The following is a 20,088-nucleotide window of genomic DNA, read 5'->3' as shown; positions in this document are numbered from 1 at the left end:
CGACGTCGGAGGATCAGTGGTGGCCGTGGCCGCTCGTGATCTCCTTGTACTCCTCGGCGGTCGGCTTCGGGATCTGCGAGTCCTCGCCGAAGTAGGCGTCGCTGAGCTTGGCGCGCAGCTTCTCCGGAGCCTTCGGCTTGCGCTCGACGCCGTTCGCGTCGACCGTGGGGCCGATCTCGGCCGGCTTGTACTGCTCGTGCGCGGTGAGCGTGTGGAGCTGGTCCTGGCTCAGCGGCTCGTGCACCTCGATGAACTCACCGTGCGGCAGGCGCTTGATGATGCCCGACTCGCGGCCGTGCAGCACCTTGTCCTTGTCCCGGCGCTGGAGGCCGAGGCAGATCCGCTTGGTGATGACGAACGCGACGACCGGGCCGAGGAAGAACCCGATCCGCACGAACCAGGTGACCGCGTTGATCGACAGGTGGAAGTGCGTGGCGACGATGTCGTTGCCACCGCCGATCAGCATGATCAGGTAGGCGGTCACCCAGGCCACGCCGAACGCCGTCCGGGTCGGGGCGTTGCGCGGGCGGTCCAGGATGTGGTGCTCGCGCTTGTCCCCGGTGATCCAGGACTCGATGAACGGGTACAGGGCGATCATGCCGAGGAACACGCCGAAGAGGACCAGCGGGACGAACACGCCGAGGACCAGCGTGTGACCCCACAGGTTGATCTCCCAGCCGGGCATGGCCCGGACGAGTCCCTCCGCGAAGCCCATGTACCAGTCGGGCTGGGCGCCCGTGGACACCATGTCCGGACGGTAGGGGCCGATGCCCCAGATCGGGTTGATCGCCACCAGGCCCGCGACCACCGCGATGACGCCGAAGACCAGGAAGAAGAAGCCGCCCGCCTTCGCCATGTACACCGGCAGCAGCGGCATGCCGACCACGTTCTTGTTGGTCCGGCCGGGACCCGCGAACTGGGTGTGCTTGTGGTAGAAGACCAGGATCAGGTGGGCCACCAGCAGACCGAGCATGATGCCGGGCAGCAGCAGGATGTGGATCGAGTAGAACCGGGCCACGAAGTCGTGGCCGGGGAACTCCCCGCCGAACAGGAACATCGAGATGTACGTGCCGACGATCGGCACGGACAGGATCGCGCCCTGCGTGAAGCGGACACCGGTGCCGGAGAGCAGGTCGTCCGGGAGCGAGTAGCCGGTGAAACCGGTGAACATGCCGAGGACGAACAGCAGGAAGCCGAACAGCCAGTTGATCTCGCGCGGCTTGCGGAACGCGCCGGTGAAGAAGACGCGCATCATGTGCACGAACATGCCGGCCAGGAAGACGATGGCCGCCCAGTGGTGGATCTGCCGGATCAGCAGACCACCGCGGATCTCCAGGCTGATGTCGAGCGTCGACCGGTAGGCCTCACTCATCAGCTGTCCCTGGAGCGGGACGTACGAGCCGTTGTAGACCACCTCGTTCATCGACGGGTGGAAGAACAGCGTCAGGTACACACCCGTGAGGATGATGATGATGAAGCTGTACAGGCAGATCTCACCCAGCATGAAGGACCAGTGGTCCGGGAAGATCTTGCGCATGTTGGTCTTGGCCAGGGCGTAGATGCCCAGCCGGCCGTCCGCCCAGTCGGCGACGCGCTCGCCGGCCGGAGCCTTGCGCCCGCGTTCCGCCGGGGACCCGGCGGACGGGTTCGGGTTGCTCGCTGCGGTACTCATCCGCGCTCCCAGAATGCAGGACCGACGGGCTCCTCGAAGTCGCTGAGCGCCTCCAGATAGCCCTCGTCGTTCACGCCGATGCGAAGCTGAGGCAGAGCGTGACCGGCGGGACCGAAGATCACCCGGGCGCCGTCGGAGAGGTCGAAGGTGGACTGGTGGCACGGGCACAGCGCGTGGTGCGTCTGCTGCTCGTACAGGGAGATCGGGCAGCCGACGTGGGTGCAGATCTTCGAGTACGCGACGATGCCCTCGTGCGACCATTCGAGTTCGCGCTTGTCCTTGATGTTCTCCGGCTGGATACGGATGAGCATCAGGGCGGCCTTGGCGATCTCGCTCTGGAAATCCTCGTCGTGCTCCTCCAGGCCGTCGGGCCTGGCGAAGGTGAGCGAACCGACGGTGATGTCCGAGGGGCGCATCGGCTCGTTGGTGTTCATGTTGATGATCAGCTTGCCCTGGGACCACCGGGTGTGGCGGAGCTTGGTGCCGGGCAGCGGACCGAGTTCGCGCAGCAGCACGACGCCCGAGAGGGGCACCAGCGCGACCGCGCCGAACATCGTGCCGCGGATGAGCTTGCGGCGTCCGATGACGGACTCCTTGGCACCCTGCTTGAAGTCCGCGTGGACCTTCGCGCGCAGTTCCTCGTCGGCCGCGATCGGGTGGCGCTCGTCGGTGATCTCCACGTCGGACATCAGGGTGCGGGCCCAGTGGACCGCGCCCGCGCCGATGGTGAACAGGGCGGTGCCCAGGGTCAGGCCCAGCGCGAAGTTCAGCGCGCTGATGTGACCGATCGGGAAGACGAAGATCGACTTGTCGTGCGGGATCGACACGAACGAGGCGATGAAGCCCGCCGTGGCCAGCATCGAGATCGTGAACAGCAGGGCGACGACGCGCTCGGACCGCCGGGCGGCCTGCTCGTCGATGTCCTGCACACGGTGCTCGTGGGGCGGCAGCCCCGGGTCCGCGAACGGGTGCTCCTCGTCCGCGATGCCCTCCACGTCGTGCGAGGGGTCCTGCGCTGCGGGCAGGTTCTCTTCTGGGATGTCTTGGCTACTCATGACTTCCTGGCCTTTGCGGTCCGAGCGGCGACCCACACGGCGACGGCGATGCAGGTGCCGAGACCGAAGATCCAGCCGAAGAGGCCCTCGCTGACCGGCCCGAGGCCGCCGAGCGAAAGACCGCCGGGGTTCACGGTCTTGTCACCGTTGACCGCGTCCAGGTACGCGATGATGTCCTTCTTGTTCTGCTCCGACAGGGTGGTGTCGGGGAAGGCGGGCATGTTCTGCGGGCCCGTCTGCATGGCCTCGTAGATGTGCTTGGGGTCGACACCCTCAAGGCCCGGGGCGTACTTGCCGCGCGTCAGCGCGCCACCCTTGCCGGTGAAGTTGTGGCACTGCGCGCAGTTGTTGCGGAACAGCTCACCGCCGCGGGCGGAGTCCGCGCCCTCCGGGCTGTACTTGTCCCCGGCGGGGACGGCCGGACCGGCGCCGAGCGAGGCGACGTAGGCCGCGAGCTGGTCGATCTCGGCCTGGCTGTAGATCACCTTCTTGCGCGGGACCTGTGCGCCGGGCTGCTGGGCCGGCATACGGCCGGTGCCCACCTGGAAGTCCACGGCGGCGGCACCCACGCCCACGAGGCTGGGGCCGTCGGAGCTGCCCTGGCCTCCGGTGCCGTGGCAGCTCGCGCAGCCGACGGCGTAGAGCTTCTTGCCCTCTTCGATGGCGAGGGACTGGGCGGTGTCATCGGCCTGCGCCTTGTCCGCGGGTGCGAACACGGCGTACAGCCCCCCGGTGCATGCCAGCGCGAGGAGTAGGACGACGAGCGCCGCCAGCGGATGGCGTCGTCGTGCGGAGAGCTTTTTCACGGATTACCCCGGTGTCAGGATCTTCTGCGTCGATGCTTCTGGATTGCGCGGGAGCGTGCCGCGACTACTTGATCATGTAGATCGTGGCGAAGAGGCCGATCCAGACGACATCGACGAAGTGCCAGTAATAGGACACGACGATGGCGGCGGTCGCCTGCTCGTGGGTGAACCTCCGGGCCGCGTAGGTGCGGCCGAGGACCAGCAGGAAGGCGATGAGGCCGCCCGTCACGTGCAGTCCGTGGAAGCCGGTGGTCATGTAGAACACCGAGCCGTACGGGTCGGACGAGAGCGAGAGGCCCTCGTGCTTGACCAGCTCGGTGTACTCGAACACCTGACCACCGATGAAGATCGAACCCATCACGAAGGTGACGATGAACCACATCCGGAGCTTCTTCACGTCACCGCGCTCGGCGGCGAAGACGCCGAGCTGGCAGGTGAAGGAGGAGAGCACCAGGATCGTGGTGTTCGTCGCGGAGAACGGGAAGTTCAGCGCGTCGGCCTTCTCGGCCCAGAAATCCGGGCCGGTCACCGATCGCAGGGTGAAGTACATCGCGAAGAGGGCCGCGAAGAACATCAGCTCGGAACTCAGCCAGATGATGGTTCCGACGCTGGTGAGGTTCGGTCGGTTGACCGACGGGTGCGCGTGCCCGGTATCTACTGTCGTTGCTGTCGCCACGCCGACATTATGTCGGTCGCTTATCCCGCCCTCACCCCGGGGGGTGCTGTTCGGAGTGTCCGCCCCGTCTGGACTGCCCGGATGGCCCATCGAACGGCCCCGCGAAGCCGTGCGGCGAACCGGTGTTGAGGGCATGCCCGAGGGAGTAGCATCCGGCGGAACGGGCTACGACAGCCTCATGCGTATCACTGCGTATCGGAGGAAGCATGCAGCCGACCGTCACGGTGCTGGTCTACAGCGACAACTCCAACACCCGCGAGCAGGTGCGGCTCGCCACGGGCCGGCGCCCGGCCCCGGACGTGCCGGTGGTCGAGTTCGTGGAGTGCGCCACCCCGGCCGCCGTCGTCAGGGAACTGGACCGGGGCGGCGTCGACGTCTGCGTCCTGGACGGCGAGTCCGCGCCCATGGGCGGCATGGGCCTGTGCCGGCAGATCAAGGACGAGGTCTTCGACTGCCCGCCGGTGCTCCTCCTCATCGGCCGCCCTCAGGACGCCTGGCTGGCCACCTGGAGCCGCGCCGAGGCCGCGGTGACCCTCCCGGTGGAACCGGTGGAGTTCGCGGGCTCCCTGGCCGCCCTGCTGCGCCGGAAGAGGCTCCAGGGGGTCTGAGGCAGGTCCGGCCCTTCCCCTCCGCCTCACGGCGGCAGTCTCACGGCGGCAGTCGTCGGACCGGCCCCGGGTCCCGCCGTCACCGCTCCGGCCGCCCGGCGACGCCCTGTACGCCTCTGGGGCGGACGGGAGCGACACGACGGCACCCAGGTGCCCGCGCGGGCGCCCCGGAGGTCCCAGGGGCCTCCGGGGCGCCCGCGGCCGTCTCCGGGGCGCCCCGGAGGGGACGCCCCGCGGCTCACACCGCCGCCGGGCGCAGCCGCGCCGCCTCCTGGGCCCCCGTGCCGTCGGCCCCGCCGGACGTCAGGGCGCTGCCCCGGCGCCAGTCGGCCCAGTCCAGGTTCCAGTCGCCGAAGCCGTTGTCGAAGGTCTCCATCGTCTCGCCGTCGGAGTTGACGACCTGGACGACGTCGCCCTCCTGGACCGCGTCGAAGAACCACTCGGCGTCCTCGGTGCTCATCCCGACGCAGCCGTGGCTGACGTTGGCCGAGCCCTGGGAGCCGACGGACCACGGGGCGGCGTGCACGTACTCCCCGCTCCAGGTGACCCGGGTCGCGAAGTACACCGGCAGGTCGTACGACTCCGCGGAGCCCTCCGCGATGCCGATGGAGGTGCTGCGCATGCGTACGAAGCGTTCCTTGCCCAGCACGACCTTGACGCCGTTGCGGGTCTCGAAGCCGGGCTTGCCGGTGGTCACCGGGATCTCCCGGACGTCCTCGCCGTCCCGGTAGACGGTCAGGGTGTGGGCCGCGGCGTCGGTGACGGCGACGACCCGGTCGTCCGTGGTGATCTTCAGCGGCTTGGCGGCGCCGCCCCACAGCCGGTCGCCGATCTTGATGCCGTCGAGGTTGCTGCGCACCTGGACGGTGGCGTGGGCCGGCCAGAACTCCTTGGGCCGGTAGTGCAGCTTGCGGTCGTCCACCCAGTGCCAGGCGCCCTCCGCGGCGGGGGTGGAGTCCACCTTCAGCGCCCGTTCCACTATGGCCCGCTGGGCCGGGTCGGAGACGGGCCGGCTCAGCTCGGCGGTGACGGGCTGGCCGACGCCGTAGGAGCCCGCGGCGGGCCCGAAGGCGACGTCCAGGGTCTTCTTCGCGCCGGGCTTGCCGGTCTCGAAGGTGAGGACCTTGCGGCCGGGCGCGCCGTCCCCGTCCTCGGTGCTGACCCGCACCGTGTAGCGGGCCGAGGCGGCCAGCGGGGAGGTGCTGTGCCAGCGGCTGCCGTCGGCGGACAGCTCGCCCGCCACGTAGCGCCCCGCGGCGTCCTCGGCGGTGACGTCCGTGATGCGTCCGTCGGCGCCCTCGGCGACGACTTCCAGGGGCTTGTCCGGGTCCGCCTTCTTCCCGGCGTCGGCGGGCCCGCTGAAGGAGATCCGGTCGGCCGCGTCGTAGGGGGCGGAGGCCAGGGGGTTGGCGTCGCCGCCGCACGCGGTCACGCCGGCACCGAGGGCGATCACCAGCAGGGTGCGGCCGATGGCGGCACGCCCCCGCGTCGGGTTGTGATGCGTGTTCCTCATGGGTTCACGCTAAGGAGGGTCCCCCGGCGCGGCGCGGTGGGTCAGCCGTACGGGTGAGCGGGCCGGGGCATGCGAAGGGGCCCGGACCCCCCTCTCGGAGTGTCCGGGCCCCTCGGCGCTCGGCGCGTGCTACTGGGTGCGGTTCTCACCGCGGTAGTACTCGAACACCCAGCCCCAGATGGAGGTCAGGATGACCGGGAGTGCGAAGTACATGATCCACCAGCCGACCGCGATGCTCAGGAAGGCCAGCGCGCCGCCGATGGCGAGCCCGAGGGGCTGCCAGCTGTGCGGGCTGAAGAATCCGACCTCGCCGGAGTCGTCCGCGACGTCCGCGTCCTTGCGGTCCTGCGCACCGGTGTCGACCCGCCGGGCCGTGAAGGCCAGGTAGAAGCCGATCATGATGGCCAGGCCGAAGGCCAGGAACAGCGCGGTGGTGCCGACCGGCTCCTTCGACCAGACGCCGTACACGACGGCCATGATCAGGAGGAAGACGGCCAGCCAGAGGAACAACTTGCCCTGGATCTTCACTTGCCGTCCTCCTTGCCACCGGCGAGGGCCTTCTCGTGGAGGTCGGCGTTCTCGAGCTGGTCGATGGCGGCGATCTCGGGGTGGTGCAGGTCGAAGGCGGGGGATTCGCTGCGGATGCGCGGCAGGGTGAGGAAGTTGTGCCGCGGCGGCGGGCAGGAGGTCGCCCACTCCAGCGAGCGGCCGTAGCCCCACGGGTCGTCCACGCCGACCGGCTTGCCGTACTTGGCGGTCTTCCAGATGTTGTAGAAGAACGGCAGCAGCGACATGCCGAGCAGGAACGAGGCGATGGTCGAGACCGTGTTCAGGGCGGTGAACCCGTCGGCCGCCAGGTAGTCGGCGTACCGGCGCGGCATGCCCTCGACACCCAGCCAGTGCTGGACCAGGAAGGTGCCGTGGAAGCCGACGAACAGCGTCCAGAAGGTGATCTTGCCCAGGCGCTCGTCCAGCATCTTGCCGGTGAACTTGGGCCACCAGAAGTGGAAGCCGGCGAACATCGCGAACACCACGGTGCCGAACACCACGTAGTGGAAGTGCGCCACCACGAAGTACGAGTCCGTCACGTGGAAGTCCAGCGGCGGCGAGGCCAGGATGACACCGGTCAGACCACCGAAGACGAAGGTGATCAGGAAGCCCAGCGTCCAGAGCATCGGCGTCTCGAAGGAGAGGCTGCCCTTCCACATGGTGCCGATCCAGTTGAAGAACTTCACCCCGGTCGGGACCGCGATCAGGAAGGTCATGAACGAGAAGAACGGCAGCAGCACCCCGCCGGTGGCGTACATGTGGTGCGCCCACACGGTCACCGACAGGCCCGCGATGGAGATCGTGGCCGCGATCAGGCCCATGTAGCCGAACATCGGCTTGCGGGAGAAGACCGGGATGATCTCCGAGACGATGCCGAAGAACGGCAGCGCGATGATGTACACCTCGGGGTGGCCGAAGAACCAGAAGAGGTGCTGCCAGAGCAGCGCCCCGCCGTTGGCCGGGTCGAAGATGTGGGCGCCGAACTTGCGGTCCGCCTCCAGCGCGAACAGGGCCGCGGCGAGGACCGGGAACACCATGATCGCGAGGAGCGCGGTCAGCAGCACGTTCCAGGTGAAGATCGGCATGCGGAACATCGTCATGCCGGGCGCGCGCATGCAGATGATCGTGGTGATGAAGTTGACCGAGCCGAGGATCGTGCCGAAGCCGGAGAAGGCCAGACCCATGATCCACAGGTCACCGCCGATGCCCGGCGAGTGGACCGCGTCGGACAGCGGCGCGTAGGCGAACCAGCCGAAGTCGGCCGCGCCCTGGGGGGTGAGGAAACCGGCCACCGCGATCAGCGAGCCGAACAGGTAGAGCCAGTAGGCGAACATGTTCAGCCGCGGGAAGGCGACGTCCGGCGCACCGATCTGGAGCGGCATGATCCAGTTCGCGAAGCCCGCGAACAGCGGCGTCGCGAACATCAGCAGCATGACCGTGCCGTGCATCGTGAACGCCTGGTTGAACTGCTCGTTCGACATGATCTGCAGACCCGGACGGGCCAGCTCGGCGCGCATGACGAGCGCCATCACGCCACCGATGCAGAAGAAGGCGAACGACGTCACCAGATAGAGCGTGCCGATCGTCTTGTGGTCGGTGGTCGTCAGCCACTTGACCACGACATTGCCGGGTCGCTTGCGCCGCACCGGCAGCTCGTTCTCGTACGAGTCCTCCGCTGCCGCCGCACCCTGGGGTTCATTGAGGATGCTCACAGGATGTTCGCCTTCCGGTCCTTCTCGTGGCTCGTCTGGGCGATGCCTGCGGGAACGTAACCGGTCTGCCCCTTCTTCACGAGGTCCTGGAGGTGCTGCTCATAGCGCTCCGGGGAGACGACCTTCACGTTGAACAGCATCCGGGAGTGGTCCACGCCGCACAGCTCGGCGCACTTGCCCAGGAACGTGCCCTCCTTGTTGGGGGTCACCTCGAAGGCGTTGGTGTGGCCCGGGATGACGTCCTGCTTCATGAGGAACGGCACCACCCAGAAGGAGTGGATGACGTCCCGCGAGGTGAGGACGAAGCGGACCCGCTTGCCCTCGGGAAGCCACAGGGTCGGCCCCGGGTTGTTGGTCTGCGGGTTCCGGGTGCCGGGGACCCCGCAGTCGTAGACGCCGCCGGCGTTGGCCGGGAAGGCGTCCTTGAACCGCTGCGGAACGGCGTCCAGGTCCTTCGAGGTCTTGGCGTCACCGGTGGAACCAGGGACGTCCGCGACGTAGTTGAAGCACCAGCTCCACTGGAAGCCGACCACGTTGACCGTGACGTCGGGCTTCTTCTCCAGCTTCAGGAGCTCGGACTGGTCGCGAGCGGTGAAGTAGAAGAGCACCGAGACGATGACCAGCGGAACCACCGTGTACAGCGCCTCGATGGGCATGTTGTACCGGTTCTGCGGAGGGATTTCGACCTTGGTGCGCGAGCGCCGGTGGAAGAAAGCACTCCACAGGATCAGGCCCCACACCAGCACGCCCACGGCGAGCGCGGCGGCCCACGAGCCCTGCCACAGGGAGAGGATCCGGGGAGCCTCCTCCGTGGTCGGGGTGGGCATGCCAAGGCGGGGGAAGTCCTTGTATGTGCAACCGGTGGCGGTCGCCAGGACCAGGCCCGCGGTCAGTGCCTGCAGCAGCTTCCGCCGCATCGGGCGCCGCGGCGAGCGGTCGGAGCCGTTGGGACTCACGTAGCGCCTTCCCGAGAGTCTCGCCCGCGCTGGTTGGCTGCGGCCTTCTCGCTGGTCGGTCGCCGCCCTGCGTCGGGCAGGGGTTTGATGTTTATGCGGACCAAACCCTACTGGACGCCATTTGGGGTCGCGCGGGGAGGGTGCCCAACGCGCCGCCGGTCACCCCGAAGGGGTGGAATCACCTGTCCAGGGGTGGTTCTGACACCCCTTCCGCGGCAGGGGTTAGCGTGGCCGCGTGCCCTACTTCGACGCCGCTTCCGCCGCCCCTCTGCACCCCGTCGCCCGCCAGGCCCTGCTGGCCTCCCTGGACGAGGGCTGGGCCGACCCCGCACGGCTCCACCAGGAGGGGAGGCGGGCCCGGCTGCTGCTGGACGCGGCGCGGGAGGCGGCCGCCGAGGCGGTGGGGTGCCGTCCGGACGAACTGGTCTTCACCCCGTCCGGGACGCACGCGGTGCACGGCGGGATCGCGGGCGCGCTGGCGGGGCGACGGCGCACCGGAGGTCATCTGATCGTGTCATCGGTCGAACACTCCTCCGTGCTCCACGCGGCGGAGGCGCACGAGGCCGCCGGGGGCTCCCTGACCCGGGTCGCCGTGGACCGGGCCGGCACGGTCGACCCGGCGGCCTACGCGGCGGCGCTGCGTCCGGACACGGCGCTGGCCTGCCTCCAGTCGGCCAACCACGAGGTGGGCACCGAGCAGCCGGTGGCGGAGGCGGCCGACATCTGCCGGGCGGCCGGGGTGCCGCTGCTGGTGGACGCGGCCCAGTCGCTCGGCTGGGGGCCGGTGCCGGGCGCCTGGTCGCTGCTGGCGGCCAGCGCGCACAAGTGGGGCGGCCCGCCCGGAGTGGGGCTCCTGGTGGTCCGCAAGGGCACCCGGTTCGCCCCCCGGGGCCCGGCGGACGAGCGGGAGTCGGGGCGCTCGCCGGGCTTCGGGAACCTTCCGGCGGTGGTGGCGGCGGCGGCCTCGCTGCGGGCGGTGCGGGCGGAGGCGGCCCGGGAGGCGGCCCGGCTGCGGGAGCTGACGGAGCGCGTCCGGGAGCGGGTCCCGGCGCTGGTGCCGGACGTGGAGGTGGTCGGCGACCCGGTCCGGCGGCTGCCCGGCGTCGTCACCTTCTCCTGTCTCTATGTCGACGGGGAGGCCCTGCTGCACGAGCTGGACCGGTCGGGCTTCTCCGTCTCCTCCGGATCGTCCTGCACGAGCAGCACGCTGACACCGAGCCATGTGCTCCGGGCGATGGGCGTGCTCAGCGAGGGCAACATCCGGGTGTCGCTGCCGCCGGGCACCCCGGCCGAGGACGTCGAACGGTTCCTGGCGGTGCTGCCCGGGGCGGTGGCCGGGGTGCGGGCCCGCCTCGGGGCGCCGGAGGCGGCGGAGGCCGCCGGGGGGACGGCGGACGCGCTGGTGGTGGACGCCCTGGGCCGGCGCTGCCCCATTCCGGTGATCGAGCTGGCCAAGGTCATCGGGAGGGTGCCGGTGGGGGGCACGGTGCGGGTCCTGGCGGACGACGAGGCGGCCCGGCTGGACATCCCGGCCTGGTGCGAGATGCGGGGCCAGGAGTACGCGGGCGAGGAGCCGGCGGACCGGGGCACGGCGTACCTGGTCCGCCGGCTGGTCTAGAGGGGCGGATCGGGGCACGCCGCACCTGGTCCGTCGGCCGGTCCGGGGCGCGGGCCGGGGCGCGGCGCATCCGGTCCGCCGGCTGCTCGGGGGACGGACCGGGACGGGGCCGCCCCGACCGGTCCGGCCCGCCCCGCACGGAACGGGGCGGGCCGGGCGGCACGGGCGGGCCGGGTCAGCCCAGGTGGGCGTGGACCTCGGTGGCCGCGTCGTCGCCGTAGGTCTTGGTGAAGCGCTCCATGAAGTGGACGCGCTGGAGCTGGTACTCCTGGGTGCCGACCGTCTCGATGACGAGGGTCGCGAGCATGCAGCCGATCTGGGCGGCGCGCTCCAGGGAGACGCCCCAGGCGAGGCCGGAGAGGAATCCGGCGCGGAAGGCGTCGCCCACACCGGTCGGGTCGGCCCGGCGCTCCTCGTCCGGGACGCCGACCTCGATCGTCTCCCCGCCCCGCCGCTCGATCCGCACCCCGCGCGCGCCGAGGGTGGTGACCCGGTGGCCGACGCGGGAGAGGATCTCCTCGTCGCTCCAGCCCGTCTTGGTCTCGATCAGGCCCTTCTCGTACTCGTTGGAGAAGAGGTAGGTGGCGCCGTCGAGCAGGATCCGGATCTCGTCGCCGTCCATCCGGGCGATCTGCTGGGAGAAGTCGGCGGCGAAGGGGATGGAGCGGGTGCGGCACTCCTCGGTGTGCCGGAGCATCGCCTCCGGGTCGTCCGCGCCGATGGAGACGAGGTCCAGGCCGCCGATCCGGTCCGCGACCGTCTTCAGCTCGATCAGGCGGGCCTCGCTCATCGCCCCCGTGTAGAAGGAGCCGATCTGGTTGTGGTCGGAGTCGGTGGTGCACACGAAGCGGGCGGTGTGCAGCGTCTCGGAGATGCGCACCGAGTCGGTGTCGACGCCGTGCCGCTCCAGCCAGGCCCGGTACTCGTCGAAGTCCGAGCCGGCGGCGCCGACCAGGACCGGGCGGGTGCCGAGCTGCCCCATGCCGAAGGCGATGTTGGCGGCGACACCGCCTCGGCGCACATCGAGCTGGTCGACCAGGAAGGACAGCGAGACCGTGTGGAGCTGATCCGCGACGAGCTGGTCGGAGAAGCGTCCGGGGAAGGTCATGAGGTGGTCGGTGGCGATGGAGCCGGTGACAGCGATGCGCACGGCGTGGACTCCTGAAGGGAGGTTGGGTGGACGACTCACGCTACCCGGGGACGGGCCCGCGCCGAAGCGTACGAAACTACCCGTTAGTACCACTTTCTCCGCGCTTCGGAACGTGCCTACGGTGCCGTTATGACGAACCGGAAGACCGACTCGACCACCGCTCGGCCGGACCTCGACCCCGGCCTGGCGGAGCTGCGCGGCGACTGCGCCCGGATGGCACCGCACTGGTCCCCTCCCGCGAGCACCGCCGGCCGCGCCGTACCGCCGGGACCGGCGCATGTGCTGCCGCACGGGGTGACGGTACCGGGCAGGTCGGCACGGCTGCTGGAGGCGATGTCGGAGTACGGGGACTGAGGCGGGGGCCGCCATCGGGGCGTCGTCCCGCCGGGCCCCGGGACCGTCGGCCGGTGAGGCGGGACGCCCCGCGCCACCACCGCCGGGTACGGGTCCCGGGCCGAGTGTCCCGGGGCCACCTGGGCGTGGAGGGCCGCGGGACTTGAGTGCCGCGGGTGCCGCGCCGCGGGCCTTGGGCGCGCGGGTGGCGGGCCCCGTGGATGTCGGGCGCCCGGGTGTTGCGCACATGGCTGCTGGGCACCGCCGGGGTGCGGGCGGTCGGCGGGGGGCGTCCCCCTGACGGGGTGGATCGCTGGGCCGTTCGGGTGGTGCGGGCCGGGTGGCGGGAACCGGACGGCTCCGGGCCGCGTCCCATGGCTGTCCCAGCACCGGCCGAAGGAGCGATGCGGTGAACAGCGAGCGACCCGACAACGACGACGCCACCCGGGACGCCGGGTCCGGCACCGGACGTGCCGCGCGGCGGCGCTCCCCCGGGGTCGCCGCCGTCTCCGTCGCCGCCGCGGTCCTGCTGATCGGGGGCGGCGGCGCGGTCCTGGCCGCGACGTCCTCCGGCGGCGGACCGGACGGCGGCAGGGCCCCCGGCGCCTCCCGGAGCGCCCCCGAGCCCCTGGCCCTGGACGACCTCGCCGCCCCCGCGGACGGCACCGCCGCGGCCGAAGGCGGCGGCAGCGGCCCCGGCATCGCGCCCGGCGAACCCGACCCGCGCGGCGTCGTCTACCGCGCCGCCCGTCCGCTCCCCGGCGGCCCCCGCTCGGCCCCGGTGTACGCGGCGCGGGAGGACGTCACCGCGGCCGAGGTGGCCCGGCTGGCCGGGGCCCTCGGGGTGGAGGGCACCCCCCGGGTGCAGGGCGGCGCGTGGAAGGTGGGCACCTCCGGGGACGGTTTCGGCCCCCTGCTCACCGTGAACGTGGAGGCACCCGGCTTCTGGACCTTCCAGCGCCACGCCCCCGGCACCGACAACTGCGGCACGGGCCCCGTCTGCAAGGCGCCCTCGACCGGCGGGACCCCGGTGGGCGAGGGGGCGGCGGTGCGAGCGGCGGCCCCGGTGCTGGAGGCGGTGGGCCAGGAGGGCGCCGCGGTGGACGCGAGCCAGCTCATGGGGGCCCGGCGAGTGGTGAACGTCGAGCCCGAGGTGGGCGGGCTGCCCACGTACGGCTGGACGACCGGCGTCGTCGTCGGTCCCCTGGGCGAGGTGGTCGGCGGCAGCGGACGGCTGAAGGCGCCGGCCGAGGCGGACACCTACCCGGTGCTGAACGCCGAGCGGACGCTGGAACTGCTGAACGCGCAGGGCGCCGCCGCACCGGACTCCGGCAGTTGTGCGGAGCCGGTGCCGCTGCGGGAGGGGACGCGGCCGCCGTGCGCGCCCCCGGCGGCGGTGCCGGACGAGCGGACGGTCACCGTGGAGGAAGCGGTGTTCGGGCTGGCCGCGCACTCGGTGCGGGGGCGGCAGGCCCTGGTGCCGTCCTGGCTGTACCAGGTGCGGACGGCGGGCACGGAGAACACGTTCACGGTGACGTACCCGGCGGTCGAGCCCTCGCACCTGGCGCCCCCGGCCGGCGCCGGGACGGCGCCCTCCGGGGAACCGGAGACGACCCCGGCGGAGCCCGCGGCACCGGCCTCGCCGCGCGGGGTGCAGGTGACCGGCTACACCGCCGAGGGCAGCGAGCTGACGGTGCACTTCATCGGCGGGGTCTGCGCGGACTACGCGGCGGCGGCGCGGGCCGACGACCGGCGGGTGACGGTCACCGTGACCGAGACTCCGCGGCCGGGCGGGGCGTGCATCCTGGTCGCCAGGGAGTACACGCGGACGGTGACGCTGGACCGGCCGCTGGGCGACCGCGGCGTGGTGGGCTCCGACGGCGCTCCCGTGCCGCCGCACAAGCCGGGGGCCCGGCTCCCGGCCGAGGCCCGCTGACCCGCGCGGACGGCACGAGGGCGGCGGCCCCGGGAGGAATCGGATTCCTCCGGGGCCGCCGCCCTCGTGCGCGGGTCCGGTGCGCGACGCGGACCGGCGGACGGTGCCCGGGGCCGGGCCGGCCGCCGGGGCCCGCTAGTTGAACGAGTCGCCGCAGGCGCAGGAGCCCGTCGCGTTCGGGTTGTCGATGGTGAAGCCCTGCTTCTCGATGGTGTCGACGAAGTCGACGGTGGCTCCGCCCAGGTACGGGGCGCTCATGCGGTCGGTGACGACCTTGACCCCGTCGAAGTCCTTCACCACGTCGCCGTCGAGCGAGCGCTCGTCGAAGAAGAGCTGGTAGCGGAGGCCGGAGCAGCCACCGGGCTGGACGGCGACGCGCAGCGCGAGGTCGTCACGGCCTTCCTGGTCGAGCAGGGCCTTGACCTTGGCCGCGGCGGCGTCGGTCAGGATGATGCCGTCGGTGACGGTGGTGGTCTCGTCCGATACGGACATCTACATCTCTCCCGGGTTGTACGGAGACTGCTTGCCGACGTTTCAACCGGCGGGGCCCCGGATTCATTCCGGGTCGGCCCCCGGGTTCTCCGGGTCCTTCCCCACGGCCCTCTCCCTCATGCTCGCACATGCCTCCGGAGGCGGACAGCCGCTCCGGCGCCGGGATTCACGTCACATCGACATGATGGGCATCGTCAAAGTGACGTGAACCGGATATGATATATAGCGTCAGTTAGACGAAAAGTAGAAAGGGTGCGTGTCGTGACCACCGCCCAAACCCAGGAGCTCGACGTACAGCCGACGCCCCTCGCCCTGCTGCTGCTCGGCCGGGAGGCCGATCCGAGGAGCGAGCGCGGCGTGGAGTGCCCCGGCGACCTGCCCTCGCCCTCCGACCCGGATCTGGTCGCGCGCGCCCGGGCGGCCAAGGAGAGGCTCGGGGACAAGGTCTTCGTCCTCGGCCACCACTACCAGCGCGACGAGGTCATCCAGTTCGCGGACGTCACGGGCGACTCCTTCAAGCTGGCCCGGGAGGCGGCCGCGCGCCCGGAGGCGGAGTACATCGTCTTCTGCGGCGTCCACTTCATGGCGGAGTCGGCCGACATCCTGACCTCCGACGACCAGAAGGTGGTCCTGCCCGACCTGGCCGCCGGCTGTTCGATGGCCGACATGGCCACCGCCGAGCAGGTCGCGGAGTGCTGGGACGTGCTGACCGAGGCGGGGGTGGCCGAGCGGGTCGTGCCCGTCTCCTACATGAACTCCTCCGCGGACATCAAGGCGTTCACGGGCCGGCACGGCGGCACCATCTGCACCTCCTCGAACGCCCAGCGGGCCCTGGAGTGGGCCTTCCAGCAGGGCGAGAAGGTTCTCTTCCTGCCCGACCAGCACCTCGGCCGCAACACCGCGGTGCGGGACATGGGCATGTCGTTGGAGGACTGCGTCGTCTACAACCCGCACAGGCCGAACGGCGGGCTCACCACCCAGGAACTGCGCGACGCCCGGATGATCCTGTGGCGCGGCCACTGCTCGGTGCACGGCCGCTTCAGCCTCGACTCGGTCAAGGACGTGCGCGAGCGCATACCCGGCGTCAGGGTGCTGGTCCACCCCGAGTGCCGGCACGAGGTCGTCGCGGCGGCGGACGAGGTGGGCTCCACGGAGTACATCATCAAGGCGCTGGAGGCGGCCCCGGCCGGGTCCAAGTGGGCCATCGGCACCGAGCTGAACCTCGTCCGGCGGCTGGCGAACCGTTTCGCTCCCGAGGGCAAGGAGGTCGCCTTCCTCGACCGGACGGTCTGCTTCTGCTCGACCATGAACCGCATCGACCTGCCGCACCTCGTGTGGGCCCTGGAGTCGCTGGCCGACGGCAACACGGTCAACCGCATCGAGGTCGACAAGGAGACAGAGGCGTTCGCCAAGCTGGCGCTGGAGCGGATGCTGGCACTGCCGTAGCGGGCGGCCCCGCCGGGCGCGTGTGCGGCCGGGCGCGGGCCCGGCCGGGCCCGTGCGGCCGGGTGGCAGACGGACATCGGGCACGGCGGGGGGCGGGGCCCCTCTCCCCCGAGGACCGCCGGACGCTCTCCCCCCGCCCCGAGGAGAGGGACCGCCGGACGACGGAGAGGGCCCCCGCCCGGTACACCTCGCGGTGTGCCGGGCGGGGGCCCTCTCCTGTGCCCGGTGGTCCGGTGACCGGTCCGGCCGGGTCCGGCGGACCGCGTGACCCGCGGAACCCGCCGGACCCGTGCCGCCCGTCAGACCTGCGCGGGCTCCGGGTCGTCCGAGGACTCGGACCGGCTCGGGCCGGTCTTCCCCCCGGCCGCCTCCCGCTTGGCCGCGCGCTTGTCGCGGCGGCGCTCCTTGCGCAGCTCCAGCATCGCGTAGAGCGTCGGGACCAGCAGCAGCGTCAGCAGCGTCGAGGTGACCAGACCGCCGATCACCACCACGGCGAGCGGCTGCGCGATGAAGCCGCCCTCGCCGGTCACGCCGAGCGCCATCGGGAGCAGGGCGAAGATGGTCGCCAGGGCCGTCATCAGGATGGGCCGCAGCCGGTGCCGGCCGCCCTCGATCACCGCCTCGACGATGCCGTGTCCCCGTGCCCGGTACTGGTTGATCAGGTCGATCAGCACGATGGCGTTGGTGACCACGATGCCGATCAGCATCAGCATGCCGATCATCGCCGGGACGCCCATCGGAGTGCCGGTGACGATCAGCAGGCCGATGGCACCGGTCGCCGCGAACGGGACGGACACCAGCAGGATCAGCGGCTGGGCCAGCGACCGGAAGGTGCCGACCAGCAGCATGAACACGATGGCGATGGCCGCGAGCATGGCCAGGCCGAGCTTCTTGAACGCGTCGTCCTGGTCGGCGCTGACGCCGCCGATCTCGGCGGTGGCACCGGCCGGCAGGTCCAGCCCGTCGACCTTCGACTGGAGGTCGGCGCTGACCGCGCCGGTGTTGTCGCCGGTCGGGCGGGCGGTGACGGTCGCCGCGCGCTGGCCGTCGATCCGGGTCATCGAGACGGGTCCGTCCACCAGCTCGACGGTGGCGATCTCACCGAGCTTGACCGGGCCCAGGTCCAGGGCCTTCAGCTCGGCCATGGTGCGGGCCGGGCGGTCCGAGCCGATGACGACGTCGCGCTCGGCGTCGCCGAGCATCGCCTTGGCGACCGGGGTGCCGCGCACCGCCTGGGCGACGGCCGCCCCGAGCGTCTGGTCGGTGAAGCCGGCCGCGGCGGCCTTCTCGTTGGTCCGGACGGAGATCCGGGGCACGCTGCGGGACAGGTCGCTGCTGACGTCGGTGACGTCGTCGAGCCCGGCGACCGCCTCGCGGACCTGCTCGGCGGCCTTGCGGAGCACCTCGGCGTCGGCCGCCTTCACGACGACGCTGAGGTCCTGGCTGCCGAAGCCGTCGCCGGAGGCGACCGTGGTGGTGCCGATGCCGTCGAGCTTCGCGAGCCCGGCCTCGATGCGGTCCCGCACGTCGCCGGAGGAGGCCGAGTCCTCCAGCATCACCTGGTACGAGGCCTGGTTGGTGTCGGTGCCGCCGCCGAAGGCCGCCATGAAGCCGGAGGAGCCGACGGTGACCTGGTAGTCCTTGACGCCGTCGGTGCCGGCCAGCAGCTTCTCGACCTTCTTGGCCTGTTCGTCGGTCGCGGCCAGGCTGGCGCCCGGCTCCAGCTCCTGCTTGATGCTCAGGACCTTCTGCTCGCCCGGGTCGAAGAAGTTCGTCTTCAGCAGCGGCGCCATGCCGAAGGTGCCGAGGAGGACGACGACCGCGATGGCCAGGCTGGTCAGCCGGCGCCGGGTGGCGAAGCGCAGGACGGGGACGTAGAGGCGCTGGAGGCGGCTGCGCGCCTCCTTCTCCTCCGCGAGGCGGCGGGCCTCGGCCGCGTCCTCGGGGGTGCCCTTGGGCGGGCGCAGGAACCAGTACGACAGCACCGGGACCACCGTCAGCGACACCAGCAGTGAGGCCAGCAGCGCGGCGGTGACGGTGAGGCTGAAGGAGCCGAACAGCGCCCCCACCATGCCGCCGGTCAGGCCGATGGGCAGGAAGACGGCGACGGTGGTGAGCGTGGAGGAGGTGACCGCGCCGGCCACCTCGCGGACGGCCTTGAGGATGGCCTCCTGGCGCTCCTCGCCGTAGCCGAGGTGCCGCTTGATGTTCTCCAGGACCACGATCGAGTCGTCGACGACGCGGCCGATGGCGATGGTCAGCGCGCCCAGCGTCAGCATGTTCAGCGACAGGTCGCGGGTCCACAGCACGATCAGCGCCAGCACCACCGACAGCGGGATGGAGACGGCGGTGACCAGGGTGGAGCGGATGGAGGCGAGGAAGACCAGGATGACGAGGACCGCGAAGACCAGGCCGAGGGCGCCCTCCGTGGTCAGCCCGCTGATCGCCTCGGAGACGGCGGGGCCCTGGTCGCTGACGACGGTCAGTTCCGCGCCGGAGCCGAGCCGCTTGCGCAGGTCGGGCAGCTTGTCCTGGACGGCTTCCGAGATGGCGACCGCGCTGCCGTCGTGGTCCATGGTCACGGCGACGGCCAGGCTCGGCCTGCCGTCGGTGCGGGTGAGCGAGTCGGCCCTGGCCTCGCGCTGCTCGACGGTGGCCACGTCACCGAGGCGCACCGGCTTGCGGCCGCCCTCGCCCGGGATCATCAGGTCCTGGATCTGGCGCAACGAGGTGAAGCCGCCGCCGACCCGGACGGTGCGGTTGGCGCCGTCCTCGTCGAAGGAGCCGGCCGGGACGGTGGCACCGCCGGCCTGGAGGGCCTGGGCGAGGGACTGGGGGCCGAGCCCGGCCTTGGCGAGCTTCGCCCGGTCGGGGGTGACGCCGACCTGGAGGTCGCGGACCCCGTCGATGACGACCTGGCCGACGCCGTCGATGCCCTTCAGCTCGGGGACGACCGAGCGGTCGAGCTGGTCCGCCAGGGCCTGCTGGTCCTTGGCGGAGGTGACGGCGAGGACGACGGTCGGGATGTCGTCCGTCGAGCCGGAGATGACCTGCGGGTCCACTCCCTCCGGCAGCATCGGGCGGGCCCGGTTGACGGCCTGCTGGACGTCCGCCACGAGCTGCTGGGTGCCGTTGCCGTAGTCGAAGGACGCCATGATGACGGCGTTGCCCTCGCTGGCCGTGGAGGTGATGCCGGAGATGCCGTCGACGGCTTCGAGCATGTCCTCCAGGGGCTGGACGACCTGCTTCTCGACCACGTCGGGCGAGGCACCCTGGTACGGCGCCAGCACCGACACCATGGGCAGTTCGATGGTGGGGAGCAACTGCTGCTTGAGCTGGGGTATGGCGATCGCCCCGAAGAACAGGGCTATGACCGACATCAGCCCGATCAGGGCCCGTTGCGCCAGACTGAATCTCGACAGCCAGGACATGGATCAGGGTCTCTCTTCTGTGGCCGAGCGGAGGACGGGGCACACAGCGGGCGCGCCCATTCCACCACCCTGGTCCATGCCCGGTGCCCGTTCCCTAGACCGCAGGTGCAATTTCCTTACCTGGGACATACTCCG

16 protein-coding genes are annotated in these 20,088 nt (G+C 71.2%); 5 read left to right on the top strand and 11 right to left on the bottom strand.

Annotated features, from left to right (window positions below; genetic code table 11):
* Window positions 1-13 precede the first annotated feature (13 nt).
* The 4 genes from GTY84_RS06490 to GTY84_RS06475 form a co-directional block, all read right to left on the bottom strand.
* Window positions 14-1,672 carry a cytochrome bc complex cytochrome b subunit gene (locus GTY84_RS06490; RefSeq protein ID WP_161225130.1) on the bottom strand — a complete coding sequence of 553 codons (1,659 nt, stop codon included), beginning with the start codon at window positions 1,670-1,672 and terminating at the stop codon, window positions 14-16.
* On the bottom strand, window positions 1,669-2,727 hold the full coding sequence (locus GTY84_RS06485; RefSeq protein ID WP_161225129.1) for a Rieske 2Fe-2S domain-containing protein: 1,059 nt from the start codon (window positions 2,725-2,727) through the stop codon (window positions 1,669-1,671). The genes GTY84_RS06490 and GTY84_RS06485 overlap by 4 nt, the downstream gene beginning before the upstream one ends.
* Window positions 2,724-3,533, bottom strand: a complete 810-nt coding sequence (locus GTY84_RS06480; RefSeq protein ID WP_161225128.1) for a c-type cytochrome — start codon at window positions 3,531-3,533, stop codon at window positions 2,724-2,726. Before GTY84_RS06480 ends, GTY84_RS06485 begins: the two co-directional genes overlap by 4 nt.
* Before the next feature lie 64 nt (window positions 3,534-3,597).
* On the bottom strand, window positions 3,598-4,209 hold the full coding sequence (locus GTY84_RS06475; RefSeq protein WP_161225127.1) for a heme-copper oxidase subunit III: 612 nt from the start codon (window positions 4,207-4,209) through the stop codon (window positions 3,598-3,600).
* Window positions 4,210-4,415: 206 nt separating this feature from the next.
* Here GTY84_RS06475 and GTY84_RS06470 point away from each other — a divergent pair, with 206 nt between their 5' ends.
* Window positions 4,416-4,817, top strand: a complete 402-nt coding sequence (locus GTY84_RS06470) for a hypothetical protein (protein WP_161225126.1) — start codon at window positions 4,416-4,418, stop codon at window positions 4,815-4,817.
* A gap of 238 nt (window positions 4,818-5,055) precedes the next feature.
* Here the strand turns inward: GTY84_RS06470 and GTY84_RS06465 are convergent, their stop codons facing one another.
* From GTY84_RS06465 to coxB, 4 genes are all read right to left on the bottom strand, one after another.
* The gene (locus tag GTY84_RS06465; protein ID WP_161225125.1) at window positions 5,056-6,330 is read right to left on the bottom strand and encodes an Ig-like domain-containing protein; all 1,275 of its coding nucleotides are present in this window, start codon (window positions 6,328-6,330) and stop codon (window positions 5,056-5,058) included.
* 129 nt (window positions 6,331-6,459) lie between these two features.
* The gene (locus tag GTY84_RS06460) at window positions 6,460-6,858 is read right to left on the bottom strand and encodes a cytochrome c oxidase subunit 4 (RefSeq protein ID WP_161225124.1); all 399 of its coding nucleotides are present in this window, start codon (window positions 6,856-6,858) and stop codon (window positions 6,460-6,462) included.
* The gene (ctaD, locus tag GTY84_RS06455; RefSeq protein ID WP_161225123.1) at window positions 6,855-8,591 is read right to left on the bottom strand and encodes a cytochrome c oxidase subunit I; all 1,737 of its coding nucleotides are present in this window, start codon (window positions 8,589-8,591) and stop codon (window positions 6,855-6,857) included. Before ctaD ends, GTY84_RS06460 begins: the two co-directional genes overlap by 4 nt.
* The gene (coxB, locus tag GTY84_RS06450) at window positions 8,588-9,547 is read right to left on the bottom strand and encodes a cytochrome c oxidase subunit II (RefSeq protein ID WP_161225122.1); all 960 of its coding nucleotides are present in this window, start codon (window positions 9,545-9,547) and stop codon (window positions 8,588-8,590) included. Before coxB ends, ctaD begins: the two co-directional genes overlap by 4 nt.
* A gap of 235 nt (window positions 9,548-9,782) precedes the next feature.
* Between coxB and GTY84_RS06445 the strand changes: the two genes are divergently transcribed.
* Window positions 9,783-11,165, top strand: a complete 1,383-nt coding sequence (locus tag GTY84_RS06445) for a cysteine desulfurase/sulfurtransferase TusA family protein (protein WP_161225121.1) — start codon at window positions 9,783-9,785, stop codon at window positions 11,163-11,165.
* Between the two features lie 175 nt (window positions 11,166-11,340).
* On the opposite strand, the gene GTY84_RS06440 is transcribed toward GTY84_RS06445, so the two are convergent.
* A complete protein-coding gene (locus GTY84_RS06440) occupies window positions 11,341-12,315 on the bottom strand; it encodes a carbohydrate kinase family protein (RefSeq protein ID WP_161225120.1) in 975 nt (324 codons plus the stop codon).
* A gap of 129 nt (window positions 12,316-12,444) precedes the next feature.
* On the opposite strand from GTY84_RS06440, the gene GTY84_RS06435 reads away from it, so the two are divergent.
* Both GTY84_RS06435 and GTY84_RS06430 read left to right on the top strand, forming a co-directional pair.
* The gene (locus GTY84_RS06435) at window positions 12,445-12,669 is read left to right on the top strand and encodes a hypothetical protein (protein WP_161225119.1); all 225 of its coding nucleotides are present in this window, start codon (window positions 12,445-12,447) and stop codon (window positions 12,667-12,669) included.
* Between the two features lie 388 nt (window positions 12,670-13,057).
* Window positions 13,058-14,584, top strand: a complete 1,527-nt coding sequence (locus GTY84_RS06430; protein ID WP_161225118.1) for a hypothetical protein — start codon at window positions 13,058-13,060, stop codon at window positions 14,582-14,584.
* A gap of 135 nt (window positions 14,585-14,719) precedes the next feature.
* Here GTY84_RS06430 and erpA read toward each other — a convergent pair whose 3' ends face one another.
* Entirely contained in the window at window positions 14,720-15,076 is a 357-nt protein-coding gene (gene erpA / locus GTY84_RS06425; RefSeq protein ID WP_161225117.1) for an iron-sulfur cluster insertion protein ErpA, read from the bottom strand.
* A gap of 261 nt (window positions 15,077-15,337) precedes the next feature.
* Here erpA and nadA point away from each other — a divergent pair, with 261 nt between their 5' ends.
* Window positions 15,338-16,522 carry a quinolinate synthase NadA gene (gene nadA / locus GTY84_RS06420; RefSeq protein ID WP_161225116.1) on the top strand — a complete coding sequence of 395 codons (1,185 nt, stop codon included), beginning with the start codon at window positions 15,338-15,340 and terminating at the stop codon, window positions 16,520-16,522.
* Between the two features lie 299 nt (window positions 16,523-16,821).
* On the opposite strand, the gene GTY84_RS06415 is transcribed toward nadA, so the two are convergent.
* Window positions 16,822-19,953 (bottom strand): efflux RND transporter permease subunit, encoded by a 3,132-nt coding sequence (locus GTY84_RS06415; protein WP_161225115.1) that lies wholly within the window; start codon window positions 19,951-19,953, stop codon window positions 16,822-16,824.
* Between the last annotated feature and the right edge of the window lie 135 nt (window positions 19,954-20,088).

Origin of the sequence: Streptomyces sp. SID8352 (genome assembly GCF_009862265.1) — a bacterium.
Lineage (GTDB): Bacteria > Actinomycetota > Actinomycetes > Streptomycetales > Streptomycetaceae > Streptomyces.
Note: the sequence above shows the minus strand (reverse complement) of the source record. Positions and strands in the feature narration are given on the sequence as shown.

Bases quoted from the DNA above. Each gene is read 5' to 3' on its own strand.
- GTY84_RS06490 (WP_161225130.1), bottom strand. From the start codon at position 1,672: ATGAGTACCGCAGCGAGCAACCCGAACCCGTCCGCCGGGTCCCCGGCG.
- GTY84_RS06485 (WP_161225129.1), bottom strand. From the start codon at position 2,727: ATGAGTAGCCAAGACATCCCAGAAGAGAACCTGCCCGCAGCGCAGGAC.
- GTY84_RS06470 (WP_161225126.1), top strand. From the start codon at position 4,416: ATGCAGCCGACCGTCACGGTGCTGGTCTACAGCGACAACTCCAACACC.
- GTY84_RS06465 (WP_161225125.1), bottom strand. From the start codon at position 6,330: ATGAGGAACACGCATCACAACCCGACGCGGGGGCGTGCCGCCATCGGC.
- GTY84_RS06435 (WP_161225119.1), top strand. From the start codon at position 12,445: ATGACGAACCGGAAGACCGACTCGACCACCGCTCGGCCGGACCTCGAC.
- erpA (WP_161225117.1), bottom strand. From the start codon at position 15,076: ATGTCCGTATCGGACGAGACCACCACCGTCACCGACGGCATCATCCTG.
- GTY84_RS06415 (WP_161225115.1), bottom strand. From the start codon at position 19,953: ATGTCCTGGCTGTCGAGATTCAGTCTGGCGCAACGGGCCCTGATCGGG.